This is a genomic window from Mycobacterium vicinigordonae (genome assembly GCF_013466425.1).
GTDB classification, from domain to species: Bacteria; Actinomycetota; Actinomycetes; order Mycobacteriales; family Mycobacteriaceae; genus Mycobacterium; species Mycobacterium vicinigordonae.
On sequence record NZ_CP059165.1, the window covers coordinates 5,083,980 to 5,099,635 of the forward strand.

A 15,656-nucleotide genomic window follows, 5' to 3' on the forward strand; every position below is an offset into this window, starting at 1 on the left:
TCAATCCAGGAGTGGAGCCGCCCGACTGAACCTCCACTCGCGGCGATCGCGTTCCTTTGTGCCAGTAGTATTGGCAGGCGGCATCGAAAAAGTGAATGCTGTTGTCCGCGTGCATGTTCAGCGATCGTCGCGGTTCCAGCGATGGAGGCCGAAGGCGTGAAGCGCCCTCCGGGGACCTGTCGGTTCAACTCCGCGAGTCATGCCAGGCCAGGCGTATCGGCGGCGACGAGCTGCACGTCTGCCGGGAATGTTCTGTGGCGCGGGGCGGCAATTCGGGTGTCGTGAAAAACCTCGGCTCGTCGAGCACCTTAACTTCTCCTGCCTTGACCGGTCCGGCACGTCAGAAGGACAGGCACTCTTCCCTAAACTTGCAGGCCAGCTGCGCCGCTCGAACGCCCAAGAGCCGTGCGCATACCGTGAGACACCAGAGCAATCAGAACACCCCAATAGGTACACTATGAGAATGGCGCCAGTCGACAAAAGCGATGCGTCGACGTCACCACATGGTCGCCGCGGTCCTGTTCGTGCTGAGCAGAAGCGACTCACCCGCAACCGTCTGGTCGACGCGGCACGGACCGCTTTCGAATCGGCCGGGTATAGCGCGACATCGATTAGCGACATCACAACCGAAGCCGAAATCAATCGCGTCACTTTCTATGCACATTTCGCAGGCAAAGCGGAATGCTTCCTCTCAGTTCTCGACGCGATGTTCAGCGAGACAGCCCAGTACTGGCAGCAGCTCGACCAAGCGCTACTGACCGACTCGCCCGCGGCCATCCGTGAATGGCTGGAGGGCGCACTGCACTGGTGGGAACAAAATGCGGCTATCCTCCCCGCAGTACAGGAGGCCACGGCGGTTGATCACCAGGTCGCGAACCTGTGGAAATCTTATCTCGATGCGCTGTCCAACGAATTGCGCGGCTATCTCGCACAATTCACCACCGACAGGCAGCGGACGGAAGCCCAGCTGAGAGTTCAACTTCTTGTGAGTCAACTTGATCAGTTCTGTTTTCGATGGATTGTTCAGCGCGTTGTCGACTGCGACCGTGACTGGGTTCTTGATCTGCTCGCGGATATGTGGTGCGGTACGTTGCATATCGGTGCCGCACCCAGTAACTCGTCATCGCCGAGTTGGCGCCGCATTGGCTAAAAACCCCATATACCAGCAACTCCCACGGCGCGCTCCACAGCCGCGACTCGCCCCTGTTCGTTGACCAAGCCGCCATTTTCGCCTTTTCACAGCAGCTTTACGCATGAGCCCGTGCCGCGACATGCCTTTTTATGTGGTGGTACGGACGCTGGCTGGATTGGTGTCTATGCGCAATGCGCGCAGTTTGTTGTACAGGCTGCGACGGCTGACGCCTAGATCTTGCGCAGCCTTCGTCTTGTTGAGATTCGATCGCCGCAGTGCTTGAACGATAGCGTCGCGTTCCAGCTGTTCGAGTCGGGTCAGGTTCGACTTAGCACCAGTCCTCAATCGCAGGGGTAGATCCGTGAGAACGATCCCGCCGGTAGGGCGTCGCGAAATTGCTTCGTTGACGACGGTGCGGAGCTCCTCAAGATTTCCGGGCCACGGATACTGCAGCATCTTCTCCATGGCAGACATCGTGAAATGCACCGTGGGCGCACCCCGGTCCGCGATCATCTCCGCGACGATCGCCGGCAGCTCATCCATCCGATCACGAAGCGGCTTCAGGTAGATCGTGCGCGTGCACTGAGCTGTCAAGATCGCCTGACGGGCAGAGAGCGCGATGTCATCGGCGCATGTCATGGCGAGTAGCGCAGGCCCCCGCCCGCTTCTTAACCAATCCGCCAAGGCTGCGGCGACAGAGTCAGGAAGTAGATCGACATTCTTGATCACCGTTGGAGTACTCCGTGATGCCGCGGTCAACTCCGACCGAATCCACGCCGCCTGACCAATCCGATCAATGTCGGCAGGGTTCAGGTAGCGCATCGCAGCGGATCCGAGGGCCTTCACTGCGGCGGTAGTTCGACCCGAGCCCGGCTCTCCGACGATCATCAGCGGTCCCGTGGGTCGCGACCTCGATGACTTCATCGACGAATCGCACGGCGGGTGCTCGAGTTCTGCACCGCTGACGGGGGTCAGCTCAAAGAGCGTGCCATCACCGTCGACGCGGCGGGCATGAATTGACACCGTGTGGCCGCTGGTCAACGTTGCAGTCCAGTACATTTCCCGATCGGTCATGCTTTGGCGAGCTTCGTGAAACAGCGCGAAGTCGACCGCATGGACCAGGTCGAGGGCTTTGGGGCTGGACATCGTCACCGAGTCACTCAGGGCGATGATCGGCACCTTTCGCTGGCCAAGCGCCACGTGGTATTCGGTGATCAGTCTCTGGTCTGCCTTGCTGCTGGTTTCGATCAGGCGTTGTTCGATCTGTCGAACCGCGTTGTGCACCAACGGAGCGAACAGCCGCTCCCAATCACCTGCGTGTCCGCAGATATCCATAGAACCGGCAAGCCGCCTGGTGATCCGGTTCCTGATTGGGACGCCATAGCAGCAGAACTCTTTCAAAGCTTCGCTGAAATGGTCGCTCCCAATCACTGAAACGGGCTTGCCCACCTCGCAGCAGGTGCCCAATGCGTTGGTACCGATGACGGATTCGGAATAATCGCAGCCTGGCACGGCCTGGATGTCATCGAGTGCGGTGCCGAATTGCCGACGCCCGAAGCGCCGCTCGACAATACGAGAGTTCTCGTCGGTCAGAATCGCCCCGAATGGCTGATCCTGAAGATCTGACGCCAAATCGTCAAGAATCGGTCGTGATGCCCTCAGCAACTTGCTGTGCGGGTCGAAATCCGATTGGGGTATCGCGGACGTTCCGACCGCCGGGCTGACCCCGTAGAGCTTAGACCGCCTCCACGAGTTCGAGATGATCGATTCGGTAGTTGTCGTAGGGGCTGAATCCTGAACACCGCGCACGCTGCATTCTCCTCAACTCGCGGCTACGGACCACGCCTTTACATCGTCCCGCATTTACCGCGCTACGGCCATTCTCACGAGACGCTAGACGATCCGGCCAGCCCGGATGCTATCGCCCGGTGAGAGTCCTGATACTACGGTTTCGTCGTTGTTGGGAAGTTTGAATTTGCGGATCTTTCCCACGCTCGTCCTGGGAAGCGCATCGATAATATGCCATTTGCGAGGTCTCATCGCCGATACCAGTTCCTGTGTCGCCCAACGTTCGAGACTCTCAACGGCAGGTGGGTCCGCCCGATTCTTAGGGACCACATAGGCGATCGGCACGGCACCACGGACCGGATCATGCCCGGCAATCACCGCGGCCTCGAGGACCCCGGGCGACTGGGAGACCACGGCTTCTACCTGCGCGAGGCTGACATTCTCGCCCGCAACCTTAATGACGTCGTCGGAGCGGCCGACGAACTCCAGATGCCCGTCATCCGCCCGGCTAACTATGTCGGCCGTATGGAACCAGTCGATTCCGCCAGCTTCCTCGAACACAGCCTCGGTGACCTGCTCATCATCCAGGTAACCGACGAATAAGGTCTCACCGCGCTTACCACCGACCACGAGTTCGCCAGGGCGTGGGTCAATCGTCGGCTCGCCGGTGTCCGGGTCGACGATCAGAATCGGCCGCCCGGCTGCTACTGACCCGATGACATTACACCGCGGCTGGGACGAGAGATCGCAAGTCACTACTGCCAGCGTCTCGGTCATCCCGTACAGCTGGCGCGGCTTACATCCGACGAGCGCCGAGAATTCCTCATAGTGCGACGCGCCGAGATTCTGGGCGAACCACACGTGATCAAGTTGCAGGGGTGCCCCCGCATCTGCGTTGCGCGCAAGGATCATCCGGATAGGCGCGGCGAACAGACTGGCGTGCGTCGCACCGAGTGTTCGCGCTTGTGTCACCCACCGCGACGCTGAGAAGCCCGCCGTCAGGGCGACACTGGCACCGACGGCAATCGCGGAAGCGAAGCAGTAGTACTGCGCGTTGGCGTGAAACAGCGGGAGGGTGGCCAGCCATCGGTGATGGGCGCGCAGATCGATCAGCTCCGACATTGTGTCCGCGACGTAAGCGTAGTTGTGTTGAGTCAGGACAACACCTTTGGGCACCGACGTGGTTCCGGATGTGAACATGACGGCCATCCAGTCCATGGGGGTCGGTGCGCCAATTCCAACTAGATCCCTACCGCCGATATCGAGCGGGCCACCGGGATCGACGTCAGCGCTTGTCTCGTTGACCTCGATAACGGTGGTTCGTGAGCCGCTTCGATACGTGTCGGCACGTTCGGCGGCACAGAACGCGAGCACAGGGTGTACCCGGCGGGTCTGGTTTCCGATATCGCGTGACGTCGAGGCCGGATCGACGGGAATCATATAAGCGCCGATTCGTGCCGCCGCGAGCCATAACGCGACAAATGCCGGGCAGTTCGACAGCACGAGATGAATAGAATCCCCCGCGGTAACGCCCCTTGCGCCCAGCGCTATCGCCGCGCGCGTCACCACAGCATCGAACTCTGCGTAGGTCCACGTCCGGATAGTCCCGCCGCGCTCCTCGAAGAGGAGGAAGGCATTGCCCGGGTATATTGCACTGGCACGCTCCCACCGCGCGGCGAATGTAGCCGGTAGTGAGCGGACGCTCCCGTTGTCCATAACGATGAATCCCCTTGAACTAGAGGGCTGTTGCGGATCGGCGGAAGCGGTTACACCACCTGCGCTGAGTCCACCGTTCACCTGTGTTGTAGCGCAGTTCATAGTCACAAGGGTCGGAACCGAACGTACGTACGCACCCCGATTTGCTTGTGGCCGGGATTGTTGACTCGTCCCGGCGATGGGCCAGATCGAGCTACACGAGTACGCATGGATGGTCGCTCCTTTAGCGATGCCACTGGCTCAGACGGTGGGATTCGTTGTGGGATCTGCGAGCTCGGCAATGATCAAAGCCGCACGTTGACAGCTTTGGTCTGCGTGTAGAGATCGATCGCCTCAGGCCCAAGCTCTCGACCCCAACCCGATTGTTTGTAGCCGCCGAAGGGAATAGCGCTATCAAATGCGTTGTAGCAGTTGATCCACACTGACCCTGCCTTGATCTGCCGCGCTGTTCGGTGAGCACGAGAGATATCGCGGGTCCAGATGCCCGCCGCCAGACCGTATTCCGAATCGTTGGCGGCTCCCACCGGACCGTCCGCGGCGTTGAAGGGCAGGGCGACGACCACCGGCCCGAAGATCTCCTCCCGGACCACACTCATCGTGTCGTCGACATCCACCAGTACCGTGGGCTCCACATAGAAGCCAGCGTCGCCGTGGCGGCGACCACCAGAAAGGGCGCGGGCACCGTCGGCCAAACCCTGTTCTAGGTAGCCAGTCACCCTCGCTAGCTGTTCGGCTGAGACCAGCGGGCCGACCTCGGTGGTCTCATCGATTCCGGGCCCGATCTTGACGTTGGCAGCGAACTCGGCGACTCCACTGGTGAACTCGTCAAAAATCTTGTCCTCCACGAAGAGCCGGCTGCCGGCGACACACGCTTGGCCGTGGTTGAACAACCAGGCGTTGGCCGAGCCGGGTATCGCTTCACTGAAGTCGGCGTCGGCGTAGACGATGTTGGGTGACTTCCCACCAAGTTCCAGCGAAACCTTCTTCAGGTTTCCCCTTGCCGCACCGACGATCTTCCTACCGACCTCCGTCGAGCCGGTGAAAGCGATCTTGTCTACGTCACGATGTTCGGCAAGAGCGGCGCCAACATCACCAAAGCCGGTAAGTATGTTGACCACACCAGCGGGAATACCGACCTCCTCAATGAGCTCGCCGAGCATCAGCGCGGTCAACGGGGTCTGTTCGGCCGGTTTGAGGATCACCGTGTTGCCAGCAGCCAACGCCGGTGCAATCTTGAAGGCCGCCATGACCAACGGAAAGTTCCACGGAATAATCTGACCGCAGACACCAACCGGCTCACGCAACGTATAGGCATGCCATTGCGATCCGGGAAGCCAAGGCACCGATGGAGTGATCGTGGTGCCTTCGATCTTGGTCGCCCACCCGGCGTAATACTTGAACACATCAGCAGCCCACACAACGTCAACGTTGGTCGCGATCACGGCTGACTTCCCGTTGTCGAAGCACTCCAGCTGACCGAACTGCGCCGCCTTGTCGACCAGACCAGCGCCGATCTTCCACAACACCTCCTGGCGCTGCGCCGGAGTAAACCGCGACCACGCACCAGAATCGAACGCCGCACGCGCCGCACGCACCGCCCGCTCGACATCCTCATTTCCCGCCCGGGCAACGGAGGTCAGCGTGCGCCCAGTCGCCGGATCAACCGTCTCGAACGTCTCTCCCGACGACGAGTCCACCCAGCTCCCGTCAATCAGCAACTTCTTGGGTTGTGATAGAAATCCCGCCACCCCCGGGTGGATGTTGGTTTCCAGAACATCAGACGCCATGCTGACTACTTCTCCTCATCGTAGGGCTTGAAGCCGCGATCACTGCCACGACGCTAACGACCCCGCCTCGCCGCTGGATGTGCAGATTTTGCGCGCCGCAGGGGCATCACACTCCCAATACAACAATCGCGAAACACGCTTGACACCCAAACACCACGCCACAACGTTAAACAGCGCACCCGACGTTAAACAGCGCACCCGACGCAATCGCATCCCCGACGAGGCACCCAATGGTGCCACTCCATTCACGGAGTCAGAACGGCTTTCAGCACTCCCTGTTCGCGTCTTTCAAAGCGCTTGTAGGCCTCTACGCCATCCGCCAGACCGGAACGGTTTGTGATAAATCGTTCCGGCTTGATTCGCCCCGACTGAATCATTGGTATTAGATCCGGCCAATGCCGGGCTACTTCGGTCAAGTAATCAGCTGCAATTGTGACGCCATTCAAGAATACCTCACTTGGTATCTTGAAGCCGATATCCATACTGACGCCCAGGATTGAAATATTGCCCGATACCCTAACGAGCCCGAGCGCAAGCTCTACGGTCGCATCTGCTCCAACGGCCTCGACCACGCAATCAATCATCTTGCCTTTGGTATCCGCCTTGACATGCTCGATGGCTTCGTCGGGCACTAACGCAATGGCACCGATTTGCTCCGCGATCTGTCGGCGCTCAGCGACCAGGTCGATCGCATAGACACGACTTGCTCCCATGACATAGGCGAGTTCCACTGCCATCAGCCCGATTGGTCCAAGGCCAACGACCCCGACAGTGCAGCCCGGCCTGATATTGGCATTCAGACACGCGCCGTAAGCAGTCGGGAGGTTATCGGTCAACAGAATTGCTTGCTCCTCGGTGACGCCATCAGGAATCCGGGCCGCATTGAAGTCACCGGCTGGAACCAGCACCGCCTCAGCTTGACAGCCCTCGAGACCTCCCCCGACGCCATAGACCTGCAGCCGACTTTTTTCACACCGCTTAATGTGGCCCGTCAAACAGGGCAGGCATTGCCCACAGCCCGTCGACGCTGCCAGCATGACGGCGTCTCCGACCTTCAATTCCGATACGGCGCTTCCCGCCTCGACAACTTCTCCGACCGCCTCATGACCTACGCCATAAGCTGCGCGTGGCGCCGGTAGCGTTCCGTGGAGTAAATGCAAGTCGCTGCCGCAGATGCCGCATTTCTTCACCGCGATAATCAAGTCCCTTGGATCACTTATTTTCGGGTCGTCGACAGTTTCGTAGCGCAAGTCTTGGGGGCCGTGAATAACAAGTGCTTTCATGTGGTTTGCTCCGGATCGAGGTTGTTTTGATGGCTTCTGCGTTGCGTCAGGCGTCAGGCGTCAAAGCAATATGAGCTTGTCTTGGCGTCTGCATCACAGATCTACGTTTCTTGCCTGTTCAGCCGGAGAGAAGATGCTGCGCAACTCCGGCGGCCGCCGGCCCCAATGAGTCTCGGCGCTGCCGAGTCGCTCCAGCCACGGCCACTTCGTCCCTTTACTTCTCGTTCAATCCGCCTGCACCCCTTCGATTCTCGTCTTCATCACGTCCACCGCCCCGGCCGCGTTAACGGCTCCGACATTTCGGGATCCAGGTTGCACGAGCACCTTGCCTGTCGTCCGGAGATCAAGGTGGCTCAGGAGGTGGGGCAGGTGACCAGACGACCTTGCACCTCTCCCCGCTCCAATCTCTCCAGTGCGGCTTCGAGGTCGTCGAATGGCACTTCTTCGACCAAGGGAACTAGCGAACCGTCGGCGAGGAGATCGAGAACAGCCTTCAGGTCGTTGAAGCTGGCCCCAAGAGAGCCCCTGACCTGAATGTTCTTCGTGACTATCTGATTAGTAGAAAGTGTTGCCTCCGCAACGCCGAGACCTACTACCACGACGCACCCGCCGGGCTTGACCGCAGCAATAGCGTCGGCCGTGGTGGCCCCCATTCCGGCGAAATCGAGGACTACGTCGATCCCCTCGGGGACCTCGAAGATACTGGTGACACATGCAGCGGCCCCCTGATCGCGGGCGTTATCGAAGACCGTCGTGTTGACATCGACTCCGTAGACGGTGGCGCCCTGGAGCGCGGCGATCCGGACGGCACTGAGACCGAGGCCGCCCAGCCCGACGATCACCGCTATCGAACCGGGTGCTATCTCGGCTTCGGTGACAACCGCGTGGTAAGCGGTTGCAATCGCATCGGTAGCCACCGCGGCGTGGGTAAACGGGACGCCGTCGGGAATGGGCATCAGATTCCGGACCGGCACGGCAGCCTTGAGAGCGTAGCCGCCGTCGAAGCCCAATCCGATTGCATCCTTGAAGTCGGCCTGCTCGATTGGATGAATGATCGAGGCGACCGCGACGCGATCCCCGATGGCGACACCGTCGGCCTGAGGCCCGAGGGCGGTGACAGTTCCGGCGACCTCGTGACCCAGAACAATCGGTCGCTTGCGCAGCCAGTCGTCGCCGTGTCCTTTGAGGATGTGCACATCGGACCGGCAAATGCCGGCGGCCCCAACGTCGATCACGACCTGGCCGGGTCCCGGGGTTGGCTCGGCCAGGTCGACAAGGGTCAATCCAGTCGCGGGGGACTCAAACTGATATGCCTTCATGGCACGCTCCGTTCGGCGAGTAATGAGACACAAACGATTGACAAACCCGGTCGCCTCACACAAGCGGCGGGTCTCTCCCCCACCATGTAACACGACAATATGTCGTGTCAAGCTACATCGTGTCATATCCGATCGCCATGCCGCCCGGAGTGTCAACAGGCCCGTTCCGCGAGTGAAAATCTCGCGCCAAGAAGTGAGAAGAGAAATGGCCGTGCACGGAGATCCCCGCCACGGACTTCGGGTCGGCGTCACTACCGTGCAGTCGGGTGCTCTGCGAACAGCGGGGCCCATCGCGCGGCGGAGCCGCGCTAGACCGCCGGAGGATACGGTGCAAACCCGCTATCGAGGGCCGATGCCCTCACTGGGCGCTGTCAGACCTCGGTAGCGCCTGCAAGAGTCCTGACCCACGTGAAAACAGCGCGATTGCGGCAAACCGCAACACCGGGCTCCAGCAAACCGAACCGCTGCTGCCTGGGGCCGTGGAGACGACCGCAGCGGGTAGGTGGGCTGTGGCGGCTCCTCTGTCTATACGTATGTCTACACGTACCTGGCCGTATCGACAGCGAACATAGCCAGCTGATCCACGTCTGCCCATTGCTTCGTATCTTCGAGGGTTTCGGCAAATTCCGGCGACTGGGTCATCTCGAGGAATGCCTGTTCGCTGTCGAAAGTCAGAGCCGCTATTCCAAGATAAGTGTTGGCACCTCCACCTGGCTCTCCGATGGACCGATACTGGGTGTATTTTCGGATCCCCGGTAGCTTTTTCCCAAACTCGGCATGCGGACCCGCCCAATGGGCTATCGAATCTTCTGATGATTTGCCGGGCTTTTCGCGCAGAACAATGAATACTTCGTACACCTTTACATCTCCTTGTTAACGGACGAATAATCCCAACGAGCGTTCCGTTTGTCCTCTTCAGCGATGATGACAAAACAGGCGGCTGGCGGTGAAATATAACTCAGTCGGCGGCTGCGCAGACCCAGTGTGATTATTCATTCTGCCACGCATTCGTGGCGTCACAATTAATCTATGAAATTACTAACGTAGTTTATTAATATTGCCTCACTCTTGTCGAGCGGGCGCGCGATGGGTCGGCCGGTTGGGTTAGGTTCGGGCCAGTTGGTGGTCGGCTTCGAGGTGATTTTTGATGTTTTGCAGGGTGATACGAAGGTTGCGGCGTTGCATCTCTGGGACGTTGAGACCGTCGGCGGTCATCCGCTGAAACAGCATGATTAACACGGCAGGCCACGGACCGACGGTCCACGTCTCAGTGAGCCGGGTGGACTGTTCGTCAACAGCCTCAAAGCGGTAGCTCCACGTCGTGGGAATGAAAAACGGGACAGGCGGACGGCGACGATACCGCCCGAATCCGGCAGCCCGCACCGCGAACGCGAAGCTGACATTGGGCTCGGCAGCAATCACCTCACAGCGCGTGGTCCACACCAACCGGCCACGCTTGTTATGGCCATCGAACATGGTGCCCACACGGGCAATCTCGTGCGACCCCACCACCGACCCACCGGTGTTCTCCGGGCTCCATTGCCCCATCGCGGTCACATCACTGACACGCGAATACACAATGTCCACCGGAACATCAATAACAATCTGATCAGACAACGACAGCGTACGAGGCATACCACCAGAACCTTTCCTCAATCACCGGCTCGCTTCCCAAGCCGTACTCACCCACCCACACCCCGAAGCCGGTTGCGCGAAAAACCCACCAGGCACACCCCCAGGACAACCAGCGCCGTACCCACCGTGGCCATCGATCGATAAATCATCTTCTCCGCAGCCCCCTCGGCCTCGCCCCAACTCTGACCGTCCCACGGGGCTCCAGCCCGAGGCGGCGATTCCACAAACTCCACCGCGACAACCACACCTTTCCCACCCGGGCACGCACTGGCCGGCACACCGCATCAATACACGGTCGGACCTCGTCAGCATAGGCACGCATCACACCCAAAGGCAACACCCTGTCTAGTCAAACATCACTATGTCGCGTAACGCGACATAGTGTGTGTCACAGACACCTCTTCCCCCACACATTTGCGTTGACGCGCAGGCATTTAACAGTGCCCGGACAGCAACGGGACTCCGAGCCGGCGCGTATACCTCGATCGACCGAATAACAGAGCAGCCGGGGCAAACCCCGGGACGACTTCGACCACGAGCATTCGCTAACCGGGCCACAGGCGCATCATGAGCTCGGATCGCAGGTCAGCGCCTCGCGCGCGCATCTCGACGCAGCAGCCAGCCGCCATCGGGTCGCCTGATCCAGGCCACTCGTTGTGCCAGCATGACCCGCTCCAGCAACAAGCCGCCCGCTTCACCCAGAGGGAAGCTGGAATTTGCGAACGCCGGAGGCCGGGAAGACCCGCACCACACATTGCCGTGCACTTGACGGTCCACGCGAATAAGGTCGGGAACTCCGCGGCAAACATCTCATAATTCGAACATAGTTTCGATAATGCCACATGATGTCTGTTTAGTGGCGTGCCGGCGCCGGTCTATAGCGCGCGCCCGCCACGCGGACGGGCGCGACGGCGCGGAGGTCCCAGCTAGCCTGTGCTGGCATCCGCGGAGACGCTGACATCTGGCGATCTGACCTTCGACTAGGTTCGGCAGCCCGCTTCGCGCAAGGCCCACGGCCTCCGCTGGGCTACTGACACAAGGCTCGCAATGAGCCAGTGCACCGCGTCGTTCAAATCCTCGCGGGTAACTTCAGACCAGGACGTCCCGGTCATCAACGGCTACGGAAGAGCCTCGACGATGGTGGTCCAGTGCAGCGAAGCTCGTACAACCACGCCAGCACGCCGGTCCCGTAGATTCCACAGACGCTCGGCTGTGTTCATCGCTGTTCCTCCTAAGCTTGCCGGTGGCGAGTCAGATTAACCGCGTGGTCCGACCTCCGGGTGACGCCGAGACTGGCGCAGAGAGCTAGACAGCCCGGACCACATTTGAACTGCGGTTTCTTGTGCCCCCAGTCGGACTCGAACCGACACTGTGCGGATTTTAAGTCCGCTGCCTCTGCCAATTGGGCTATGGGGGCCTCGGCGCAATCTAGCGCGCCGGTCCCGATACAGAACCTCCCATCCCCCTCCAAAGCGAAGATGCGCGAAGGCGACCCGTCGTGTACCGTCCGCGCGCCGCGCGCCCGAACGCGAATTAGAGGCGTCGGGCCCCCGCGCGCCAGGTGACATCAAAATGTCGCCCGCCAAGGCCCTGTTAAAACTGCGCGCGCAAGCGTTAAGACGCCGTAAACGTCCGCCAAGCTGCCCTTTTCGGCAAGGACTGTGGAGCCAGGGCTGGTTAGCGTTACGCCAACGCAGAGGGGCCGTTACGCAAACACCCAAGGCCGACCCGGGGACTCAAGGTCGGCGCGTTCGACACAAGCAAGGGAGCAATAGATGTCATTTTTGACAGCAGTGCCCGCAGAATTGGCCGCCGCGGCATCGCAGCTGGCAGCGATCGGTAGTGCACTCACAGCACAGAACGCAGGCGCTGCGGCCCCCACCACCGCCATCGCACCTGCCGCCGCCGACCAGGTGTCGATTCTGCAGTCGAGCATCTTCACCGCTTACGGGGCGCTCTACCAGCAGCTCGCCGCCGAGGCCCAGGCGATTCAAGAGCAGTTCGTGCAGACGCTGGGGTTGAGCAGCGGCACCTACGAACAGTCCGAATCGGCCAACGCGGCCGCCGCATCGTTGTCGTCGGCAGCGTCCTCCGGGGCCAGCAGCAGCCCGCTGTCGGGCTTCACCGACGCCATCAACTCGCTCGACACGTTGCTGGGCGGCGCTGGGCCCACTACTAACCCCTTCAGCCTGTCCGGCAACCTGTCCAACTTCAACAGCTATGAGATCGGCAACTGGGCCTCGGCGTCCTCGAACCTGCTCGGTCTGACCGGTGGTGGCCTGATGCCAGACGGCTATGGCGTCCCCGAGGACCTCGCGGCGGCCGCAGCCGCGGCGTCGGAGGCCCCAGCCGCTGCAGCGGGTGCAGTCAGCGCCGTCTCGGGCGCCCCAGTCGCCGCGGGTCTCGGCGAGGCCACGATGGTCGGCACGCTTTCGGTTCCGCCCAGTTGGGCCGCGGGAGGCACCCTGATCTCCAGCACCGCCCCCGGCGCCCTGACCGGCGCCGGCTGGACCACGGCGGCACCCGCGACGGCGGCACCCGGAGCGTTTTATCCAGGCATGCCGGGAATGGCGTCGGCGGCTCGCAACAGCGCCGGCTTCGGCGCGCCACGCTACGGCGTCAAGCCCATCGTCATGCCGAAGCCGGTGAGCGTCTAACCCCCGAACCCGCACTCCCACAGACAAATCCGAATCACGCCAACAGGAACGGGATAGCAGATGTCTTACTTTGGTACACCCCCCGAAATCACCTCCGGGTTGATGTACAGCGGTGCGGGCGCCGGGCCACTGATGGCCGCCGCGACCGCTTGGAACAACCTGGCCTCCGAGCTGAGCACCACGGCCACCCAGTACGAGTCGATCATCACCCAGCTGACCACCGAGCAGTGGACGGGTGCGGGGTCGGCATCGGCAGCGGCCGCCGCGCAACCGTACGTGGCCTGGTTGACCCAGACCGCGGCGGCGGCCGAGCAGGCCGGCATCCAGGCATCCTCGTCGGCGGCCGCCTACGAGGCAGCCTTTGCGGGCGTCGTTCCCCCTCAGGTGATCGCCGCCAACCGGGCACTGCTGGCCACCCTTGTGGCGACGAACTTCCTGGGCCTCAACACCCCGGCGATCATGGCCACCGAAGCGCAGTACATGGAGATGTGGGTGCAGGACGCCGTCACCATGGCCACATACCAGGCTGCCGCGGCTGCAGCCGCCGTGCTTGAGCCGCTGACGCCGGCGACGCAGACCACCAACCCGGGCGCGGCCGGCATCCAGTCCGCTGCCGTGGCCGCGGCGGCTTCGGAATCACCGGTCTCATCCCTCGGCGGTATCGTCAGCGGCCTGCAGGGTGAGTTGTCGAACCTCGTCTCAGGTGTACAACCCATCGGATTGGGGCTGTTCCAGTCGCTGCCGGTACCGGTGCAGGAACTTCTGAGCGCACTCGACGGCCTGCTTGGCACCCCGCTGATCTTCAACGGTATTCAGCAGGTCGGTGTCACGGCCTCGTGGTTCGTGTTCGCCGCCATTCCGAACGCGATCTTCGCCGGGCACACCATCGACGGCAACATCGCTTCCGCAGCGGCCGCGGTGGCCGCGGCCGCACCTGCCGCCGCAGAGGGCGCAGCTGCGGGTCTGGCCGGCGAGGTGGGGGCGGCCGGCGCGGCCGCCAGCCTGGGCGAGGCATCCCTGGTCGGCAGCCTGTCGGTGCCGGCCAGTTGGACCGCCGCTGCGCCGGTGGCCGCGAACGCCGGAACGGCGTTGGCGGGCAGTGGCTGGACGGTTGCCGAAGAGGCCGCCGCTCCGGGCGTCATGGCGGGCATGCCCGGCATGGCGGCCGCCGCCAAGGGCGCCGGGGCTTACGCCGGTCCGCGATACGGCTTCAAGCCCGTCGTCATGCCTAAACAGGTCGTGGTCTAGCGGCGAGAAAAAAACAACACAGAATCTGGCCAGTTTCGAGCCGAGAAGCCGCGGTGTGGCCGTAACATCCGCGGGGCGTTATCAGACACATGACCAAGTAAGAACCCAGCATCACGAGATAAGGAGAAAGCCAAGTGGCAACTCGCTTTATGACTGACCCGCACTCGATGCGGGCCATGGCAGGCCGTTTTGAGACTCACGCCCAGACCGTCGAGGACGAGGCTCGCCGGATGATGGCGTCCTCGCAGAACATCTCCGGCGCCGGCTGGAGTGGTCTGGCCGAGGCCACCTCGATGGACACGATGACCCAGATGAACCAGGCCTTCCGCAACATCGTCAACATGCTGCACGGCGTTCGCGACGGACTCATCCGGGATGCCAACAACTACGAGCAGCAAGAGCAGGCCTCCCAGCAGATCCTCAGCAGCTAGAAGGGACTATCACGATGACGATCAATTACCAGTTCGGCGATGTCGACGCCCACGGTGCGCTCATCCGCGCGCAGGCCGCCAACTTGGAGGCCGAGCACCAGGCCATCGTTCGCGATGTGCTGGCTGCCGGTGACTTCTGGGGCGGCGCCGGTTCGGTGGCTTGCCAAGAGTTCATCACCCAGTTGGGTCGCAACTTCCAGGTGATCTACGAGCAGGCCAACGCTCACGGCCAGAAGGTGCAGTCCGCCGGCAGCAACATGGCGCAGACCGACAGCGCCGTCGGGTCCAGCTGGGCCTGACACCCGTCTTCACACAAAGCGTGGCCGCACACCGCCAGGTGTGCGGCCACGCTGCTTTGCCAGAGCTCTTCTAGGCGCTCGTCGGTTTGCCGGTCGCAGGTCGTAAACCTCCGCCCCCTAGTTCGGCTCCGCGTCGGCCTGCGCGCGTGCCGCGGATCGTCCGACCGGCATCCATCCCGCGGCACCGCGGCGTTGCACAGCTCGTCCGGCCACGGGTCCGTTGGAACTGCATCGCCGACTACCCCAAGCCACACGGCCAATACCTGGCAGTGGCATCACTCACGGCTGACGCCCGCCACGCACAACAACTTTGAGCACATTTCGCAACACACAGCGCGACGCTCAGCTAACTGCGCCGAAT

General features: G+C 61.7%; 13 protein-coding genes and 1 tRNA gene. 5 read left to right on the top strand and 9 right to left on the bottom strand.

The window, feature by feature from the left end; translation table 11 throughout:
• The first annotated feature begins 463 nt into the window (after positions 1–463).
• Complete coding sequence (locus H0P51_RS22680; RefSeq protein WP_180915090.1) at positions 464–1,150, top strand: TetR/AcrR family transcriptional regulator; 687 nt, start codon at positions 464–466, stop codon at positions 1,148–1,150.
• Positions 1,151–1,279: 129 nt separating this feature from the next.
• Here H0P51_RS22680 and H0P51_RS22685 read toward each other — a convergent pair whose 3' ends face one another.
• The 9 genes from H0P51_RS22685 to H0P51_RS22720 form a co-directional block, all read right to left on the bottom strand.
• Positions 1,280–2,581: a helix-turn-helix domain-containing protein gene (locus H0P51_RS22685; RefSeq protein ID WP_180915091.1), complete on the bottom strand. Its 1,302-nt coding sequence runs from the start codon at positions 2,579–2,581 to the stop codon at positions 1,280–1,282.
• Positions 2,582–3,025: 444 nt separating this feature from the next.
• The gene (locus H0P51_RS22690) at positions 3,026–4,636 is read right to left on the bottom strand and encodes a class I adenylate-forming enzyme family protein (protein ID WP_180915092.1); all 1,611 of its coding nucleotides are present in this window, start codon (positions 4,634–4,636) and stop codon (positions 3,026–3,028) included.
• Between the two features lie 284 nt (positions 4,637–4,920).
• The gene (locus H0P51_RS22695; RefSeq protein ID WP_180915093.1) at positions 4,921–6,423 is read right to left on the bottom strand and encodes an aldehyde dehydrogenase family protein; all 1,503 of its coding nucleotides are present in this window, start codon (positions 6,421–6,423) and stop codon (positions 4,921–4,923) included.
• A gap of 245 nt (positions 6,424–6,668) precedes the next feature.
• A complete protein-coding gene (locus tag H0P51_RS22700) occupies positions 6,669–7,706 on the bottom strand; it encodes an alcohol dehydrogenase catalytic domain-containing protein (RefSeq protein ID WP_180915094.1) in 1,038 nt (345 codons plus the stop codon).
• A 353-nt stretch (positions 7,707–8,059) separates the two neighbouring features.
• The gene (locus H0P51_RS22705; RefSeq protein ID WP_180915095.1) at positions 8,060–9,025 is read right to left on the bottom strand and encodes a zinc-binding dehydrogenase; all 966 of its coding nucleotides are present in this window, start codon (positions 9,023–9,025) and stop codon (positions 8,060–8,062) included.
• A gap of 537 nt (positions 9,026–9,562) precedes the next feature.
• Entirely contained in the window at positions 9,563–9,883 is a 321-nt protein-coding gene (locus H0P51_RS22710) for an EthD family reductase (protein WP_180915096.1), read from the bottom strand.
• A 246-nt stretch (positions 9,884–10,129) separates the two neighbouring features.
• Positions 10,130–10,660: an SRPBCC family protein gene (locus H0P51_RS22715; protein WP_180915097.1), complete on the bottom strand. Its 531-nt coding sequence runs from the start codon at positions 10,658–10,660 to the stop codon at positions 10,130–10,132.
• 47 nt (positions 10,661–10,707) lie between these two features.
• Positions 10,708–10,893, bottom strand: coding sequence for a hypothetical protein (locus tag H0P51_RS28260; protein WP_213016710.1), 186 nt, complete (start codon positions 10,891–10,893; stop codon positions 10,708–10,710).
• Between the two features lie 1,110 nt (positions 10,894–12,003).
• A tRNA-Leu gene (locus H0P51_RS22720) sits at positions 12,004–12,077 on the bottom strand.
• Between the two features lie 358 nt (positions 12,078–12,435).
• Here H0P51_RS22720 and H0P51_RS22725 point away from each other — a divergent pair.
• The 4 genes from H0P51_RS22725 to H0P51_RS22740 all read left to right on the top strand — a co-directional run bounded on the left by H0P51_RS22725 (position 12,436) and on the right by H0P51_RS22740 (position 15,295).
• Positions 12,436–13,317, top strand: coding sequence for a PPE family protein, SVP subgroup (locus tag H0P51_RS22725; RefSeq protein WP_180915098.1), 882 nt, complete (start codon positions 12,436–12,438; stop codon positions 13,315–13,317).
• A gap of 60 nt (positions 13,318–13,377) precedes the next feature.
• Positions 13,378–14,565 carry a PPE family protein gene (locus tag H0P51_RS22730; RefSeq protein WP_180915099.1) on the top strand — a complete coding sequence of 396 codons (1,188 nt, stop codon included), beginning with the start codon at positions 13,378–13,380 and terminating at the stop codon, positions 14,563–14,565.
• A gap of 134 nt (positions 14,566–14,699) precedes the next feature.
• Positions 14,700–14,996 (top strand): WXG100 family type VII secretion target, encoded by a 297-nt coding sequence (locus H0P51_RS22735; RefSeq protein ID WP_180913534.1) that lies wholly within the window; start codon positions 14,700–14,702, stop codon positions 14,994–14,996.
• Positions 14,997–15,010: 14 nt separating this feature from the next.
• A complete protein-coding gene (locus H0P51_RS22740; RefSeq protein ID WP_083111340.1) occupies positions 15,011–15,295 on the top strand; it encodes a WXG100 family type VII secretion target in 285 nt (94 codons plus the stop codon).
• Positions 15,296–15,656: the final 361 nt, after the last annotated feature.